Source organism: Streptomyces sp. NPDC093586, assembly GCF_044764905.1.
In the GTDB taxonomy this organism is placed as follows: Bacteria; Actinomycetota; Actinomycetes; order Streptomycetales; family Streptomycetaceae; genus Streptomyces.
In genome coordinates this window covers 178,601-193,399 of the sequence record NZ_JBIWJA010000001.1, presented here as the reverse complement: position 1 = coordinate 193,399, position 14,799 = coordinate 178,601, and the positions used below count along the sequence as shown (strand labels likewise).

The window sequence follows — 14,799 nt, the reverse complement described above, 5'->3', positions numbered from 1 at the left end:
CAACTACACCCACGTCCGGGGGCGGTAACGATTGGCACGTTCCACCAGGTCGATCCTCTCCTCGCCGCCCCGCGCCAGCCGGGCCAGCGTGCGGTACGAACGTTCCAGGCCGAAACGCAGGCCGCGTTCGTCCAGGCCGCTGCCGAGCAGCGTCCGTCCCCCGGCGGCGGGTGGAACGGAACCCCGGCCCCCGGAGAGTACCCAGTCCAGGGCACAGCCGAGGACCTCGACCGACAACTGCTCGCGGCGCGCCGGATCCAGACCGTACACGTCCAGCGCCTCGACCTGCCGCGCGGCCGCGGCCAGGTCGTCCAGGAACGCGAGATCGCCCGGGGCCGCCGTGCGCCGCCGCAGCCGCGCCCGTACGGCCGCCACGCGCGCGGCCGTGCAGTGGACGGACGACTCCGGCACCGACTCCAGCGTCCGTACGGCACCGGACCGGTCGCCGCCGGCCAGCTGGACCCGGGCCAGGCCGAACGCGGCGCTCACATGGCTCGGGTCGGCCGACCACACCAGGCGGTAGTACTCCGCGGCGTTGTCGAGCTGGCCCAGCACCTCCGCGCACAGGCCGAGCGCCAGCTTGGGCGCGATCTCGCCCGGGAAGGCGTCGTAGACCGCGTCGAAGGCGAGCGCGGCGCCCTCGTGGTCGCCGGTCACCAGCGAGGCCAGGCCCCGGTACCAGACCACCCGCCAGTCGTCCGGCCGTTCGCCCTCCAGCACGTCCAGAACCTCCAGCGCGCCCCGCGCGTCGCCCTGCTCCAGCCGGGCCCGTGTCTGCCGCAGCCGGATTTCGGTCGACGGCGCCGGCGCGGCACCCAGCGCGGTCAGCAGCTCACCCGGCGCCGACGCCATCAGACCTGCCAGGAAACCGGCGTTGGGGTCGCCGGGGTCGACCCGGGGGACCGGCAGGGCGAGGGCGGCGGCGGGCGCGTCGACGGGCTCGACCAGGGCGGAGGAACCGCCCCCGACGCTGCCGACCGTGCTCACGGAGCCCGGCAGCGAGGCGCTCGCGCCCGCTCCGGCGGGCAGTGCGGCCGCCGCACCCGCCCCGCCGTGGACCGCGGTGCCCGCGACCGTCCCGCCGGGCGCCCCGACGGCCGGGACCGCACCGCCGCCCGCCTGCGGGACCATCGCCGCGCCGGTACCGGCACCGCGTCTCCCGGTGCCCGTCGTCCGGGCCCCCAGCAGCGACACCTCGCCGTCCAGCCGGGGGAACAACTCCGTGTCGGTCACCCGTACTTCGGGTCCGAACAGCGTGGACAGCGCGGGCCGGGCGCGGCCCGTCTGCAACGAGACCACCTCGCGCAGCACGCCCGTCAGCTGCTCCGCCATCTCCTGCGCGGAGGCGAACCGGCGGGCCGGGTCGGGATCGGTGGCGCGCACCAGCAACCGGTAGAACGACTCGTACTGCCGGAAGACCTCGATGGTGTCGGGGTCCGGCAACGAGTCGGCGTAGACGGTGGTGTAGCCCTGGAAGTCGAACGTCAGCACCGCGAGGGTGCGGCCGACCGTGTACAGGTCGGAGGCCACCGAGGGGCCCACGTCGGCGACCTCCGGCGCCTGGTAGCCCATCGTGCCGTAGATCGCCGACTCGTCGTCGTCCATGCGGCGCACCGCGCCCATGTCGATCAGCTTGAGCTGGTCCTCGGTCTGGATGGCGTTGTCGACCTTGAAGTCGCAGTACAGCAGGTTGCGGCTGTGCAGGTGGCCGAGCGCCTCCAGCGCCTCGATGCCGTACGCGCACGCCTGCTCCACCGGCAGCGGATCGCGCCGCCCCTCGGGCGTGCGGCGGGCGTTGGCGATCTCCTTGAGGGACTTGCCGCCCACGTACTCCATGACGATGTAGCCGTCGAGGGAGCCGGTGCGCTGGTCGAGGTGTTCGACGAAGTTGTAGATCCGCACGATGTTGGCGTGCTCGATCTCGGCGAGGAAGCGCCGCTCGGAGATCGCCGCCGCCATCGCGTCCTGGTCGCCGGTGTCCAGCAGTCCCTTGAGAACCACCCAGCGGTCGGAGACCGCCTTGTCCACGGCGAGGTAGATCCAGCCGAGCCCGCCGTGCGCGAGGCAGCCCACCACCTCGTACTGGCCGTGCACGACGTCCCCGGACCTCAGCTTCGGCACGAACGAGTACGGGTGGCCGCACTTGGTGCAGAAGCCCTCCGTGCGGCCGGGCCGGTCCCCGCGCGCCCGCCCGACCGGCGCCCCGCAGTCCGAGCGCGAACAGAACCGCTTGCGCTCGGGCACCTCGGGACGGTCCAGGACCATCACGCGCGGGTCGGGCCGCGGGATCGCCGGGACCTCGACCAGGCCGGCGCCGAGCCGGCCCCGCGCGGAGGAACCGGCGGGCGTCCCCGAGCTGCGCACCGACACCGAGCGGCCCGTGGACCGGCCCGACACGGACCGCGACAGCCGCCCCGACACCGAACGCCGGGACTTCGACGACTGCGACGACTGCGACGACGTCCGCGCGCTGCGGCCGCCGGAGCGCGCGCTCCCGCTGCCCGCCGAGCCGCGCGAACCCCGTCCGCCGCCGGTGATGCCGGTCGGCGCCCCGCCCACCGTGCCGTTGGACGCGACGACCGGTGCGAGACCGCAGGTGTCGCAGTACAGCTCGCCGCCGCCCACGTCCTCGTAGGACCCGCCGCAACCGGGACGCTGACAGGTCCGCTGCTCCTGGCTCATGCCGCCGCCTCCCCGTTGTCGCTCATGCGCCGGGACCCGTCCGGTCCACCGGCCCGCCCTGCCCGGGCACGCGCGGTGCGGAGCCCAGCACGTCGGCCGCCGCCCGCTGGTAGCGCAGGACGGCCTGCTCGGCGACGCGCAGGTCGCAGGGCGCGCTCCATAGCATGCGGCGCGCCTTCTCGTACTTCTCGACCAGCTCCGGATCCTCCGCGAAGCCCAGCCGGGTGACCTTCGCCTTGTACGCGTCCAGCCGGCCGCGCAGCTCGGCGCGGACCGCGAGCGGCGCGGTGACCGCCGTCAACGACTCGCGGGCCCGCAGCAGTTCGTCCTCCGCCTTCTGCTCCAGGGACTCCAGGAGCGGCGACAGGCGGTGCCACTGGGCGTGTCTGCGGTACTCGGCGGCCGTCGCCAGCTGTTCCTGGAGCACGGTCGGCGGTCCGCTGACCACCGGCACCTCCGTCGCGGCGATCTTCGCCAGCACCTCGCCGCGCGCCGTGCGGGCCTCGGCGAGCGTGCGGTCCGCGCGGGAGAGCAGGTCCCGCAGTCGCACGATCCGCTGCTCGGCGTCCTGACGGACGGCCAGCACCGCGTCGATCTCCCGGCGCACGTCCTCCAGGGCGCGCGCCTCCCGGTCGTAGACCGTGGTGTCCGGCCGGCCGCCGCCCGGCGCCGAACTGCCCTCGGCGGGCAGCCAGAACGCCAGCGGGTCGGACACCACCCGCTCGCGCAGCTTCGTCAGGGAGCGGGTGATCCGCTCCAGGTCGTCCCCGGCCGGGTGCTCGCCGGGGCGCACCCCCACCGAGTGCGCGAGCCGACGGGTGCGCTGGAGCTCGGCGGCGAGTAAATCGATGCGCGCGGGCAGGGCCGACCACACCGCGTCGGCGGCGACCACCAGGTCGAGGGAGGCCGCGTACAGCTGGTTCATCCGGTCCACCAGCGTGACCAGCGAGTACCGCTCGCTGAGCCGGCCCGGACCGCCGTGCGGGGCGGGCGCGCCCGCGGTGGCGGCGCTGCCGGCCACGGTGACCGCCTCGCCGCGCAGCAGCTCCGTCAGTTCCGCCAGGTCCTCGCGGCTGGACCAGCGGCGCCGGGCGCGGATCTCCCGGGCGGTGCGCAACGCGCCCGCGTAGGCGTCGAAGTAGGTCCACAGCAGGGTGATCGACGCCTCCGCGGCGGCCCAGCGCTCCCGGGTCACGCCCGTGAGCTCGGCGCCCTCCAGGAGCCTGCGGCCCGCGTGGTCCTGGAGGGCGAGGAGCGAGGTCTCGATGGCCTCGTGCTCCGCGCCGAGCCGCGCCAGCGCACGGTCCACCTCGTCCCGGTCCATCACCGGCCCGGTGGGTCCCGTGTCGCCCATCGATCACCTTTCGCTGTTGCGGACTCGTGCTTTTCCTGCCCCGTGGTGCGGCGGCCGTTCAGCTCCCGCGCAGATACTGGGGGGCCGGCGGTTCCGACTGCCGGGAATCGGCGCCCATGGTCTCCTTCAGCCACTCGTCGTACGAGTGCTGCCAGCCCCCGGTCCTGTCCGCGCGCCACTCCACGAGGACCTGGTTGACCCGGCGTACCAGGTCGTCGGCGTCCTTCTTCATCGCCACGCCGTAGTACTCGGTGGTGAAGGGGGCGCCCTTCAGCTCGACCGTGGGGTCCTGCGCGGCCTGGCTCGCGGCGAGGGCGCCGTCGGTGACCACCGCGTCGACCTCGCCGAGCTGGAGCCGCACCAGGCAGTCGAGCTGGTTGGGCACGGTGGTGCTCAGGTCGGCGTCCGCGGCGGGTCCGCCGTCCTTCCGGTCCTGCTCCAGCGTGCTGAGCGCGGTGGAACTCGTCGCCGTGCAGATCTTCCGGCCGGCCAGCGTGTCGTCGTAACCGGTGATCGGGGACGACTTGGGGGCGAGCACCTGCTGGCCGGTCTTGAAGTACGGTGCGGAGTAAGCGACCTTGGCGAGGCGTTCGCAGGTGATGGTCATGGTGCGGACCACCAGGTCGACGGTGCCGTTGTCGATCGCCTCCTCGCGCTGGTTGGTGGGGACCGCCCTGAACAGCACGGCGTCCGGGTCGCCGAGGATCTCCTCCGCTATCCGGTGCGCCAGGTCGATGTCGAAGCCCTCCAGCCTCGCGTCACCGCCGCTGTTCGGGTCGCGGTAGCCCCAGCGGTAGCTGTTCTGGTCGACACCGACGACCAGTTTGCGCTTGGCGCCCGCGCGGTTGCGGATGGCCTCGATGGTGGGGCCGTCCGCGCCGCTCGGGGGCAGGGTCTGCTTCTCCGGGTCCGTGCACTCCTCGGCGGCGCGTGCCTGGCGGCTCTGGACGACGCCGTGGCCGCCGGCGTCCGCGCCGCCCCTCTCACCGTGCGACCGGACCACCGGCAGGAGCAGGGCGAAGAGCACCGCCAGGGCGCAGGCGACCGCCATCGCACCCACCCCGCCCCAGCCCTTCAGGCCGGTCCGCAGCCGTCGCACACGCATCCTCACGCCCCCTCTCACGGTCACCTCTTCCCACCCGCTCACCGGGCTCCGGCCCCGCCTCACCGGTACTCCGACAGCCTGCGGCCGATGCCCAGCAGCGCACCGGCCGCGCCCAGGACGGCGAGGACGGCGGCGCCCTGGGGAAGGAGGCCCATCGCGTCCAGGCCGTCGCCCGCCGCCTGCTCGAACTCGTTCTTCTCGTGGTCGAGTGCGGCGGCCAGCGAGGCGTCGACGCCGTCGAAGCACTCGCCCGTGGCGCCCTTGCCGCCGATCACCAGGTCCAGCGCCTGCCGGTAGTTGCCGTCGTCGTCCTGCTTGCGGGCGGCGGCGTGGCGCTTGTTCCACTCCGTCATGTCGGCGCCGGCCGCCGCGACCGGCTTCTCGCCCGCCTCGTCGTCGGCGAGCCGCCGTGCCACGGCCAGGCCCTTGCCGAGGGTGTCCATGTTCTTCCGGAAGTCGAGGTCGTAGGCGTCGAGTTTCCTGGCGCCGACCGTCCTCGTCTCCGCGCCGCGCGCCACCAGTGTGAGGTTCTCGTTGCCGCGCGCCTTGAGGGAGGCGATGCGGGCCCCGTGCAGCGCGTTCAGGGAGCGCACGCCGTGGTCGTAGGAGTCGTCCAGGTCCGACCGCGCGACGCTGTGACCGACGACCAGCCAGAGCAGGACGACCGTCGCGGTGGCCGTGGCGGCGACCAGGCCGTGGTTGAACACCCGGTTGGTGCGCCGGTAGGTGCGGTACTGCGCCCAGCCCAGGGCCGCGAGCGCGAGGACGCCGAGGGCGATCGCCGCCCACGGGTAGGGCTCGGCGTCGGCGTAGTCGTCGCCCAGCCGCTGGTTCTCCCGTGTGTAGAGGTCCTCCGCCGCCGGGAGCATCTCCTTCTGCATCTTCTCGTTGGCGTAGCGCAGATAGGCGCCGCCGACCGGGTAGCCCTGCCGGTTGTAGGTGCGGGCCCGCTCGATCAGGCCCTTGTACTCGGGCAGCAGACGGTTCAGCTTGGTGATCGTCGCGGCGGAGGGGGAGCCGGCGTCGGAGTTGGCGGCGGCCGCCACGAGCCCCTCGGCGGCCGCGCGGACGTCCTTCTCGTACCGGTCGCGGGAGGCCTTCGTCTCCTGGCCGCCGGCCAGGAACCCGCTGGACGCCGCGGTGTTGGCGTCGGCGAGGGAGCGGTAGATGTCGGCGGCGGCGGAGCTGAGCGGCTGACTGCGGTTCAGCACGTCGTCCGCCGCGGCGGACCGCTCGGTCGTCTGCCAGGCGGTGACGGCGCCGAAGGCGAGGAGGAGGGCGGCGAGCAGGGCACCGATGATGCGCAGCCGGCCTGGCTCGGTGGTGGCCGCGGCGCGCAGGCGGTCCACGCCCTCGGCGAACGCGGTGCGGCGGGGAGCCGGCGGCGGGGACGCGGGCGGCGCCCCGCCGGTGGACCTCTGCGGCGGCAGCGGCTGCGGCGGCACGGCGGGCAGCGAGGGCACGCCCGTGCCGGGCGGTGGCACCGAGCTGTTCGCCGGCGGTCGAGTCACTGCTGACCTCCCCCGTGGTCATCCGTCGCCGCAAGTATCGCGTCCCGCACCGACATTCGCACCGGTCTTCACCCGATCTTGATCCGATCGCGGGGTTCCGCTTCCCCGCTCCCGGCGCCGGACGACCGGCGGACCGCCCTCAGCCCCGCCCATGAACACGCCTGCGGGACCGGTTCGGTTCCCCGCGGTGACCTCACGCGCCGGAGCGCGCCCGCACCCGCGCCCGCGTCTCGACGGCCGCTCCCGCCCGGTCCGGCCCCCGCGGCACCGGGGGCGCGGGCCGCCGGCGCCGGGCCGCGACAAGGACGGCGCCGAGGACCACGGCCCTGGGCGCGCGCGGGCCGCCTGCGGCTCCCGCACCAGGTCGTCGAGGCGGCCCCGGCCCGCCGGCCTTCCGGCCTTCCGGCCTTCCGGCCTTCCGGTCTTCTGCTCTTCCGGTCTTCCGGGCGAGGTGGCGGGGCCGCGCATGCGACCGCCCCCGGAGCGACGCGGTCGTCGCCCCGGGGGCGGGAGAAGGGAGCGGGCCGTTACTTGGCGGTGCTCGGCGGGGTGAGCGGAGAGGCGGCCATCGACTGCGGCGACGCGGTGCTCGCGTACACCGACGGCGCCGCGACGCCCGCCGTCGGGTCGGGGGCCGCGTCCCCGTCCGCCGGGACCGTGGCGCCGCCGACGATCGGGATGTCGGCCGCGCTGAAGGCCCGCTTGATGCGCCAGCGCAGCTCGCGCTCCACGGTGAGGGACTTGCCGGGCATCGTCTTCGCCGAGACGCGCACGACCATGGAGTCCAGCAGGACGCTGTCCAGTCCGAGCACCTCGATCGGCCCCCACAGGAGCTCGTTCCAGGGCTCCTCCTTGCTCATCCGCTCGGCGACGGAGTCGAGGGTCTCCTTCACCTTGTCCAGGTCCTCGTCGGCGCGGACCGTCACGTCCACGCCGGCCGTCGACCAGCCCTGGGACAGGTTGCCGATCCGCTTGACCTCGCCGTTGCGGACGTACCAGATCTCGCCGTCGGCGCCGCGCAGCTTGGTCACGCGCAGCCCGACCTCGATGACCTCGCCGGAGGCCACACCCGCGTCGATGGTGTCGCCGACGCCGTACTGGTCCTCCAGGATCATGAAGACGCCGGAGAGGAAGTCGGTGACCAGGTTGCGGGCGCCGAAACCGATCGCGACGCCCGCGACACCGGCGGACGCCAGCAGCGGGGCCAGGTTGATCTGGAAGGTGCCGAGGACCATCAGGGCGGCGGTGCCCAGGATGAGGAAGCTGGCCACCGAACGCAGGACCGAGCCGATGGCCTGCGACCGCTGCCGACGGCGCTCGGCGTTCACCAGCAGTCCGCCCAGCGCGGTGCCGTCCACGGCCCCGGCGGTGCGGTTCATCCGGTCTATCAGCTTGGTGATCGCCCGCCGCACCACCGTGCGCAGCACCGTCGCGATCACCAGGATCAGCACCACGCGCAACCCGATCGCGAGCCAGGTCGACCAGTTCTGCTCGACCCAGCTGGCGGCGTTCGTCGCGTGCTCCTGGGCGTCCTGGAGCGTGGGCACTCCCGGGGCCGTCGTGGAGGGCGACGGTGACGGGGACGTACCGGCGGCCAGTGAGACGGCGGTGGACAGGGACACGACGGATACCTCCAGGTGCGACGGCCCGTCCGCGGCGCGCGGCCGGGCGACTACGGTCCGAGGGTCTGGTCCAAGGTCACGGGAAGGTCACCGGACGGGCAGAACAACCACACTAACGGGGCACCGCGGGTGGATCGGCGTGAAGTTCACAGGAGAGACGGTGCTCACCCGCGCTTGAACTGGTCAGGCAGCGGGGGATGCATCAGGTGTGGTCGAAAACACTCCCAGCCCGTTACCGGGACATGGTGGCGCGTCCACCAGGCATGAGGGGAGACTGACTACGGATCGTCCCGGCGCGAGCCACGCGCCGCCGGCGTACAAGGAGGCATCCGTGCCGCATGTCCTGGTCCTCAACGCGTCGTACGAGCCACTCGGCGTCGTACCGCTCCGCCGCGCGCTCGTCCTCGTCCTCGAGAACAAGGCCGTGTGCCTCGAGGAGTCCGGCGCCTTCCTGCACAGCGCGACCGTCACCGTCCCCGCACCCAGCGTGGTCCGGCTCAAGCGATTCGTGCGGGTCCCCTACCGGGGGCCCGTCCCTCTCACCAGGCGGGCGCTCTTCGCGCGCGACGGAGGCCGGTGCATGTACTGCGGCGGGGTCGCCACCAGCGTCGACCACGTCGTCCCGCGCAGCCGCGGGGGGCAGCACGCGTGGGACAACGTGGTGGCGTCCTGCCGCCGCTGCAACCACGTCAAGGCGGACCGGCACCTCGGCGAGATCGGCTGGCGCCTGCGCCACAAACCGGCCCCGCCCACCGGTCTGGCCTGGCGCATCATCGGCACGGGTCACCGGGACCCGCGCTGGCTGCCGTACCTGCAGCCGTACGGCGCGGACGACGCGCTGGCCCGCATCGACGGCATCTCCGCCTGACGATCCGGGCCTTCCTGTGCGGGCGCCGCGGGGCTCCGTCGGAAAGCGTGAACACTCGGGGCCGAAGTGTTCACGCTTTCACGGAGGGGTCCGGGGCAGGGGGCGCGGCGCTCGGCGCACCCAGTTCTTCAGCGGCTCGGTGTCCAGGGGGATCCCGACCGGCTCGGGCAGGACGACCTCCTTGCCGAAGGGCAGCGTCTGCACGGTCTCGTACCGCCCGCCGTCCGGCCGACTGTGCACCTTGACCTCGCAGGTGTCCCGGTCGATCAGCAGGTACACCGGGATGCCGGTCTCGGCATACGCCCGGGGCTTCTCGACCCGGTCGCGCCGATCGGTGTCGGAGTCGTACGAGGTGACCTCGACGACCATGAGGACGGGGGCGGGGTCGGCCCATTCGCCCTGGCCGACGAACGCCTCCGCCGGGGCGAGGGAGCAGTCCGGGCGGGCACGACCCTCGCGGTAGGCCTCGATCACCAGTCCTTGCGTGGGGTCCAGCCAGAGGTCGGGCCGGTGCTGCAGGCAGATGCGCGTCAGCCACTGGATGACGCGTCCGTGGCCGCCGTCGGGCACGGCCTTCCCCCCCAGATGTCCGTTGATGAACTCGAGCCGTGCGCCTTCTATGCTCCGGGCGGCATGGCGGGCGAGTTCCTCGAACTCGGTGACGAGCATCTGGGGCCTGTCGGCGGTCACGGTCGCAGGGCTCCTCCGGGTGCGCGGGGGTCCACACGCTCAGCGTAGGGGAAGACCGGCCTGGCAGGCGGGGAGATCCCACTCGGCGTACACGGTCCGTGAGACTCCCGGTCCCACCGCGTGGCCAGTGCTCCGACCGGCAACAGTTCCCGCCCGAACCGCCCGGCGACGTCCCCGGCAACCGCTCGCCGCGTGGGTCGCTCACCTCCGCCCGAGAACATCAGCGAGGGCACGCAGCGATGAACGGATTCGAGTCCGTGAAGCCCGGCTGCAGCGGGGGAAGCGGCGAGTGCGTCGAGGTCGTCCGCAGCATCCCCCGCACCGTGGCCGTCCGCGACTCCGAGGACTCGGGCGGTGGCCCGGCACTCCGTCCCGGGCCGCGGGCCCGGGCGGCGTTCATGAGGTCATCAGACCAGTGATCTGCGTGAGGACCGCTCCGCAACCCGGCTCGCTCCGCCCTCAGCGGCGACGCCATACGAGCGTGTAGCGCCAGAACAGCCGACGGCGCAGCCGCGCGCCGGGCAGGACGTCCCGGGCCCCGCCGACGATGTCGGCGAAGGTCATGCCCGCCGGTCGGGTCGGGGCCGTCATCGAGAGGGGACGGGGCGCGCTGCCGCCCTTGTTCTTGAGCCACCCGGTGGCGGCGTTCAGCGGGGCGGCCACCGCGCCGAGCAGATGGTCCACGGCCGTGTCGGCCCGGTAGAGGCCGACGACCACCAGGGTGCCTCCCGGGGCCAGGCGCTGCCGCAGGACGGTGAGCGCTTCGGCGAACGGCAGATGGTGGAGGGTGGCGACGCAGGTGATGACGTCGTACGGCCCGGCGGGGACACCGGTCAGGGCGTCGGCGATCGTGAAGGCCACCGGGGCCGTGGGGGGAGTCAGCCGCCGCGCCCGGGCGGTGATCACCGGGTCGGAGTCGACGCCTCGGACCTCGGCGGCGCGCGTGGCCAGGAGGCGGGCCAGGTCACCGCTGCCGGAGCCGACGTCCAGCGCCCTGTCGAAGCGTCCGGGAAGCTGCCGCAGGATCCACCGGTGGTAATGGGCGTTGTGATCCCAGGGGTGGGCGGCGTTGAACCGGTCGAGCGCCCGCAGGACCCGGTGCGGCAGCGTGGTCATACCGGCCAGTCCATCAAATCCCCGGGCCGTGCGGCGCCGCGCCCCGGCCGAGGACGTGCGGATCGGCGCGCTCGACCCGCGCCGGCCGCTTCTCCGGCAGCCGGTCCAGTCGCTGCCCGTCGTACGTCACCGATCCGGTGTCCGGCCGGACGATCCCGGCCGGGCGGTGCGGCGGCGTCGACTTCCCGCTGCCGCTGGTCCCGGTGACGGTGGGGACCTCACCGGTGCGCAGCTCGACGGACGCGCCGCGCAGGGCCTCGGTCCTGCCGTACGCCTTGACCGGCCCGGTGGCGGCGAGCAGCGGCACGCTCGTCTCCTCGTCCGTCATGTCGTGCGGACCTCCGCGGTCAAAGTGGTGAGCCGGGCCGCCGTGGTGGTCATCCAGCGGAGGTCGGCGTCGAGGTGGTTGAGGGCGTAGTCGGCCGAGAGCACGGTCGTCAGGTCCGTGCCCGGGGCGGTCTTGACCGCCGTGAGCTCCCGCATCCGCCGCATGTGGGCGGCGCGCTGGGCCAGCAGGTACGCGTCCGCGTCGGCGCCGGTGAGGATCGAGACGACGAGCTTGGCGAAGACCTCGTTCGTCACGAAGGGCGCGGGCGGCGTGACCTCCGCCGCCCAGCGCGCCAGTTCGCGCGCGCCCTCGTCCGTCACGCGGTACGCGGTCCGTTCCGGGCCGCCGTCCGATCCGGTTCCGTCGACCTCCGCGAGGCCGTCCCGGACCAGGCGCTGCAGAGTCGTGTAGACCTGCCCGTAGGCCAGCGGACGGGCCTGCGGGAAGCGTTCGTCGTGGCGCCGCTTCAGGTCGTAGCCATGGCTCGGCCTTGAGGCGAGCAGCCCCAGCAGGATGTGACGGGTGCTCATGCCGATCAGTATTCAACACGTACATGTACTGAGTGAATAGTCGGGCCGTGTCGCACCCGGACGAGTGACGGCCCAGGTGGACCGTTCGTCCGGATCCGAGACGTTTCCCCGGGGCAGAATGTGGCCAGGGTCACGTTGTCCGCCCCGGAGCGTCTGTCCGCGCGCCGACTGGGTAGGGCTGCCGTAACCCGTCAAAAACGTGCTCGACATACAAGGAGACCCCTCCGTGGCTGCACCGGCACCCCTGCTGCTCCCGGCCCCTTCCAAACCCGTGGCGGAGCCGTCCGCCCCCTGGGCGGAGCCCTCCGCCGACGCCGGCACCCCCCACTACCGCGTCTTCGGCGCCTCCGGCAGCTGCGCCGGGACGCCGCTCACCAGCGAACCGCCGCTGCCCGACGCCGAGCCCCTCACCAGCGAGTCGCCGTTCGCCGACGCCGTACCGCTGACCAGCGAGTCCTCGCCCGAACTCACGGCGGACGTGCCGGAGCAGGGCGGCCCCTCCTTCGCCGTCCCGGAACCCACGCGGTCCCCGAGGTCCTAGATGACAGCCGACCGGCCGGCCGAGCCCCCCGTCGACGACCTTCCCGAGGATCTGATCCGGCTCGCCGCCCTGCACGGCGTCGCCACCTCCTACAACCCGTCGCCCGACCGCACCGTCGCCGCCTCGGTCACCGCCGTCACCCTCGCGCTGGCCGCCCTCGGCGTCGACGCGAACGGTCCCGCGGCGGTGCGCACCGCCCTCGCCGCCCGCGAGGACGAACTGCGCGAGCGCCTGCTGCCGCCCACCGTGGTCGCCCGCGCCGGCGGCGGCACCCCGGCCGCCCTCGCCGCGCTGCCCGAGGGCACCGCGCTGCGCGTCGAGACCGAGCAGGGCGAGACCCGCGCCGACGCCAGGCGGCTCCCCGCCGGCTACCACCGTCTGACCGCCACCGCGCCCGACGGCCGGACCGCCACCGCCCACCTGATCGTCGCCCCGGACCGGCTGCCCACCCCGCCCGGACGCTCCTACGGGCTCCTCGTCCAGCTCTACTCCCTCCTGTCCCGCCACTCCTGGGGCATGGGCGACCTCGGCGACCTCGGCGAACTGACCGCCTGGGCCGGACGCGCCCTCGGCGCCGGATTCGTGCAGGTCAACCCCCTGCACGCGGCCGTGCCCGGAACCCCCACCGACCCCTCGCCCTACCGGCCCTCCTCCCGGCGTTTCCCCGACCCCGTCCACCTGCGGATCGAGGCCGTGCCCGAGTTCGCGTACGTCCCCGGCCCCGACCGCGTGCGCGCCCTCCGGGAACGGGCCGGGCGACTGCGGGAGGACGTACTGGACAAGGGCGCCCTCATCGACCGGGACGCCGTGTGGGAGCTCAAGCGCGAGGCCCTGGAGCTGCTCCGCGAGGTCCCCCTCGGACCCGGCCGCCGCGCCGCCTACTGCGACTACCTCGCCGAACAGGGCACGGCTTTGGAGGACCACGCCACCTGGTGCGCGCTCGCCGAGATGCACGGCTCCGACTGGCGCCGCTGGCCCGAGGGGCTGCGGGACCCGCGCTCCGCCGAGACCGCCCGCGCCCGCCGCGAGCTGATGGACCGCGTCGACTTCCACTCCCGGCTCGCCTGGCTCACCGACACCCAGCTCACCGCCGCCCAGCACACCGCCCGCGAGGCCGACATGCCGGTCGGGATCGTCCACGACCTCGCCGTGGGCGTGCACCCGCAGGGCGCCGACGCGTGGGCCCAGCAGGAGTACTTCGCCACCGGCATGTCGGTCGGCGCCCCGCCCGACGCCTTCAACGCCCGCGGCCAGGACTGGGGACTGCCGCCGTGGCGCCCCGACCGCCTGGCCGACTCCGGCTACGCGCCCTTCCGGCACCTGCTGCGCGGCCTGTTCCGGTACGCCGGCGCCCTGCGCATCGACCACGTCATGGGCCTGTTCCGGCTCTGGTGGGTCCCCGAGGGCCACCCGCCCACCGAGGGCACCTACGTCCGTTACGACGCCGAGGCCATGCTCGCCGTCCTCGTCCTGGAGGCCACCCGGGCCGGCGCCGTCGTCATCGGCGAGGACCTCGGCACCGTGGAACCGGGCGTGCGCGAGGCCCTGCGCGAACGCGGGGTGCTCGGCACGTCGGTGCTCTGGTTCGAACGGGACTGGACGGGCGACGGCCGGCCCCTGCCTCCCGAACGGTGGCGTGCCGACTGTCTGGCCACCGCCACCACCCACGACCTGCCGTCCACCGCCGCCCGGCTCACCGGCGAACACGTCGAACTCCGCGACCGCCTCGGCCTGCTGACCCGCCCGCTGGAGCAGGAACGGGCCGAGGCGGCGACGGACACCGCGGAGTGGCTCGGCCTGCTCGCCCGCCTCGGTCTGCTGCACGGCACCGGCGGCAGCACCGACACCCCCTCCGAGGAGGCCGGGATCCAGGCCGTCCACCGCTTTCTGCTGCGCACCCCCGCCCGCATGGTCGGCCTCTGGCTCCCCGACACCGTCGGCGACCGCCGCCCGCAGAACCTCCCCGGCACCTGGGACCAGTACCCCAACTGGCGGCTGCCCGTCGCCGACGCGGACGGCCGCCCGGTGACCCTGGAGGAACTGGCCGCCTCACCACGCCTGCACGCCCTGATCGAGGTGATGCGGGCCCGCTCCGCACGCTGAACGGGACGCCCGGGGCCCCGTACGGCACCCCGGGCGCGCGCCCTGTCCGGGCGTTCGCTAACTTTGCACCGTGGACAAGAAGAACGCCCTGCGCGCCGGCGCCCTGGCAGCCGGTACGACGCTGATGATGCTGCTCATGTCGTCCCCCGCGCTCGCGCTGACCCGCGACGACGGCGACGACCCCGGCACGGGCCTGAGCGTCATCGAGACGCTGGGCCTCTACGTCCTGCTCCCGATCGGCCTGTTCGTGGTCATCGCGGGCCTGGTCATGGTCCTGGACAGGTCCCAGGAGAAGCACCGCGTGACCAGCCGCAACGTGAAGACCAAGGCCAACGCGAAGGCCTGACGG

General features: G+C 73.9%; 13 protein-coding genes and 1 pseudogene. 5 read left to right on the top strand and 9 right to left on the bottom strand.

All coding sequences use genetic code 11. The features are described 5' to 3' along the window. Positions 1-3: 3 nt before the first annotated feature. The 5 genes from ACIRFH_RS00860 to ACIRFH_RS00840 form a co-directional block, all read right to left on the bottom strand. Positions 4-2,682: a tetratricopeptide repeat protein gene (locus ACIRFH_RS00860; RefSeq protein WP_403516401.1), complete on the bottom strand. Its 2,679-nt coding sequence runs from the start codon at positions 2,680-2,682 to the stop codon at positions 4-6. Positions 2,683-2,704: 22 nt separating this feature from the next. Further along, a complete protein-coding gene (locus ACIRFH_RS00855) occupies positions 2,705-4,036 on the bottom strand; it encodes a hypothetical protein (protein WP_403516399.1) in 1,332 nt (443 codons plus the stop codon). A 58-nt stretch (positions 4,037-4,094) separates the two neighbouring features. Next, the gene (locus ACIRFH_RS00850) at positions 4,095-5,141 is read right to left on the bottom strand and encodes a glutamate ABC transporter substrate-binding protein (protein WP_403516396.1); all 1,047 of its coding nucleotides are present in this window, start codon (positions 5,139-5,141) and stop codon (positions 4,095-4,097) included. Between the two features lie 59 nt (positions 5,142-5,200). Beyond that, entirely contained in the window at positions 5,201-6,652 is a 1,452-nt protein-coding gene (locus ACIRFH_RS00845) for a hypothetical protein (RefSeq protein ID WP_403516393.1), read from the bottom strand. 527 nt (positions 6,653-7,179) lie between these two features. Then, positions 7,180-8,274 carry a mechanosensitive ion channel family protein gene (locus ACIRFH_RS00840; RefSeq protein WP_403516390.1) on the bottom strand — a complete coding sequence of 365 codons (1,095 nt, stop codon included), beginning with the start codon at positions 8,272-8,274 and terminating at the stop codon, positions 7,180-7,182. A 331-nt stretch (positions 8,275-8,605) separates the two neighbouring features. Between ACIRFH_RS00840 and ACIRFH_RS00835 the strand changes: the two genes are divergently transcribed. Continuing rightward, positions 8,606-9,142 (top strand): HNH endonuclease, encoded by a 537-nt coding sequence (locus tag ACIRFH_RS00835; RefSeq protein WP_189230782.1) that lies wholly within the window; start codon positions 8,606-8,608, stop codon positions 9,140-9,142. Between the two features lie 78 nt (positions 9,143-9,220). Here the strand turns inward: ACIRFH_RS00835 and ACIRFH_RS00830 are convergent, their stop codons facing one another. Then, on the bottom strand, positions 9,221-9,811 hold the full coding sequence (locus ACIRFH_RS00830) for a Uma2 family endonuclease (RefSeq protein ID WP_403516645.1): 591 nt from the start codon (positions 9,809-9,811) through the stop codon (positions 9,221-9,223). 260 nt (positions 9,812-10,071) lie between these two features. On the opposite strand from ACIRFH_RS00830, the gene ACIRFH_RS00825 reads away from it, so the two are divergent. Then, entirely contained in the window at positions 10,072-10,251 is a 180-nt protein-coding gene (locus ACIRFH_RS00825; RefSeq protein WP_403516387.1) for a DUF397 domain-containing protein, read from the top strand. A 40-nt stretch (positions 10,252-10,291) separates the two neighbouring features. Here ACIRFH_RS00825 and ACIRFH_RS00820 read toward each other — a convergent pair whose 3' ends face one another. The 3 genes and pseudogenes from ACIRFH_RS00820 to ACIRFH_RS00810 all read right to left on the bottom strand — a co-directional run bounded on the left by ACIRFH_RS00820 (position 10,292) and on the right by ACIRFH_RS00810 (position 11,806). Further along, positions 10,292-10,948, bottom strand: a complete 657-nt coding sequence (locus tag ACIRFH_RS00820) for a class I SAM-dependent methyltransferase (protein WP_403516384.1) — start codon at positions 10,946-10,948, stop codon at positions 10,292-10,294. A 61-nt stretch (positions 10,949-11,009) separates the two neighbouring features. Continuing rightward, positions 11,010-11,276: pseudogene (locus ACIRFH_RS00815) on the bottom strand (ATP-binding cassette domain-containing protein); the annotation flags it as partial. Beyond that, positions 11,273-11,806, bottom strand: coding sequence for a PadR family transcriptional regulator (locus ACIRFH_RS00810; protein ID WP_403516381.1), 534 nt, complete (start codon positions 11,804-11,806; stop codon positions 11,273-11,275). The pseudogene ACIRFH_RS00815 and the gene ACIRFH_RS00810, both read right to left, overlap by 4 nt. Positions 11,807-12,032: 226 nt before the next feature. Here ACIRFH_RS00810 and ACIRFH_RS00805 point away from each other — a divergent pair, with 226 nt between their 5' ends. The 3 genes from ACIRFH_RS00805 to ACIRFH_RS00795 all read left to right on the top strand — a co-directional run bounded on the left by ACIRFH_RS00805 (position 12,033) and on the right by ACIRFH_RS00795 (position 14,796). Next, positions 12,033-12,347, top strand: coding sequence for a hypothetical protein (locus ACIRFH_RS00805; RefSeq protein WP_403516379.1), 315 nt, complete (start codon positions 12,033-12,035; stop codon positions 12,345-12,347). Then, complete coding sequence (malQ, locus tag ACIRFH_RS00800) at positions 12,348-14,450, top strand: 4-alpha-glucanotransferase (RefSeq protein ID WP_403516376.1); 2,103 nt, start codon at positions 12,348-12,350, stop codon at positions 14,448-14,450. A 70-nt stretch (positions 14,451-14,520) separates the two neighbouring features. Beyond that, on the top strand, positions 14,521-14,796 hold the full coding sequence (locus tag ACIRFH_RS00795) for a hypothetical protein (protein WP_403516373.1): 276 nt from the start codon (positions 14,521-14,523) through the stop codon (positions 14,794-14,796). The last annotated feature ends 3 nt before the right edge of the window (positions 14,797-14,799 follow it).

Coding starts and splice junctions, on each gene's coding strand:
- malQ (WP_403516376.1), top strand. CDS start 12,348: ATGACAGCCGACCGGCCGGCCGAGCCCCCCGTCGACGACCTTCCCGAG.
- ACIRFH_RS00810 (WP_403516381.1), bottom strand. CDS start 11,806: ATGAGCACCCGTCACATCCTGCTGGGGCTGCTCGCCTCAAGGCCGAGC.
- ACIRFH_RS00855 (WP_403516399.1), bottom strand. CDS start 4,036: ATGGGCGACACGGGACCCACCGGGCCGGTGATGGACCGGGACGAGGTG.
- ACIRFH_RS00860 (WP_403516401.1), bottom strand. CDS start 2,682: ATGAGCCAGGAGCAGCGGACCTGTCAGCGTCCCGGTTGCGGCGGGTCC.
- ACIRFH_RS00850 (WP_403516396.1), bottom strand. CDS start 5,141: ATGCGTGTGCGACGGCTGCGGACCGGCCTGAAGGGCTGGGGCGGGGTG.
- ACIRFH_RS00820 (WP_403516384.1), bottom strand. CDS start 10,948: ATGACCACGCTGCCGCACCGGGTCCTGCGGGCGCTCGACCGGTTCAAC.
- ACIRFH_RS00825 (WP_403516387.1), top strand. CDS start 10,072: ATGAACGGATTCGAGTCCGTGAAGCCCGGCTGCAGCGGGGGAAGCGGC.
- ACIRFH_RS00830 (WP_403516645.1), bottom strand. CDS start 9,811: ATGCTCGTCACCGAGTTCGAGGAACTCGCCCGCCATGCCGCCCGGAGC.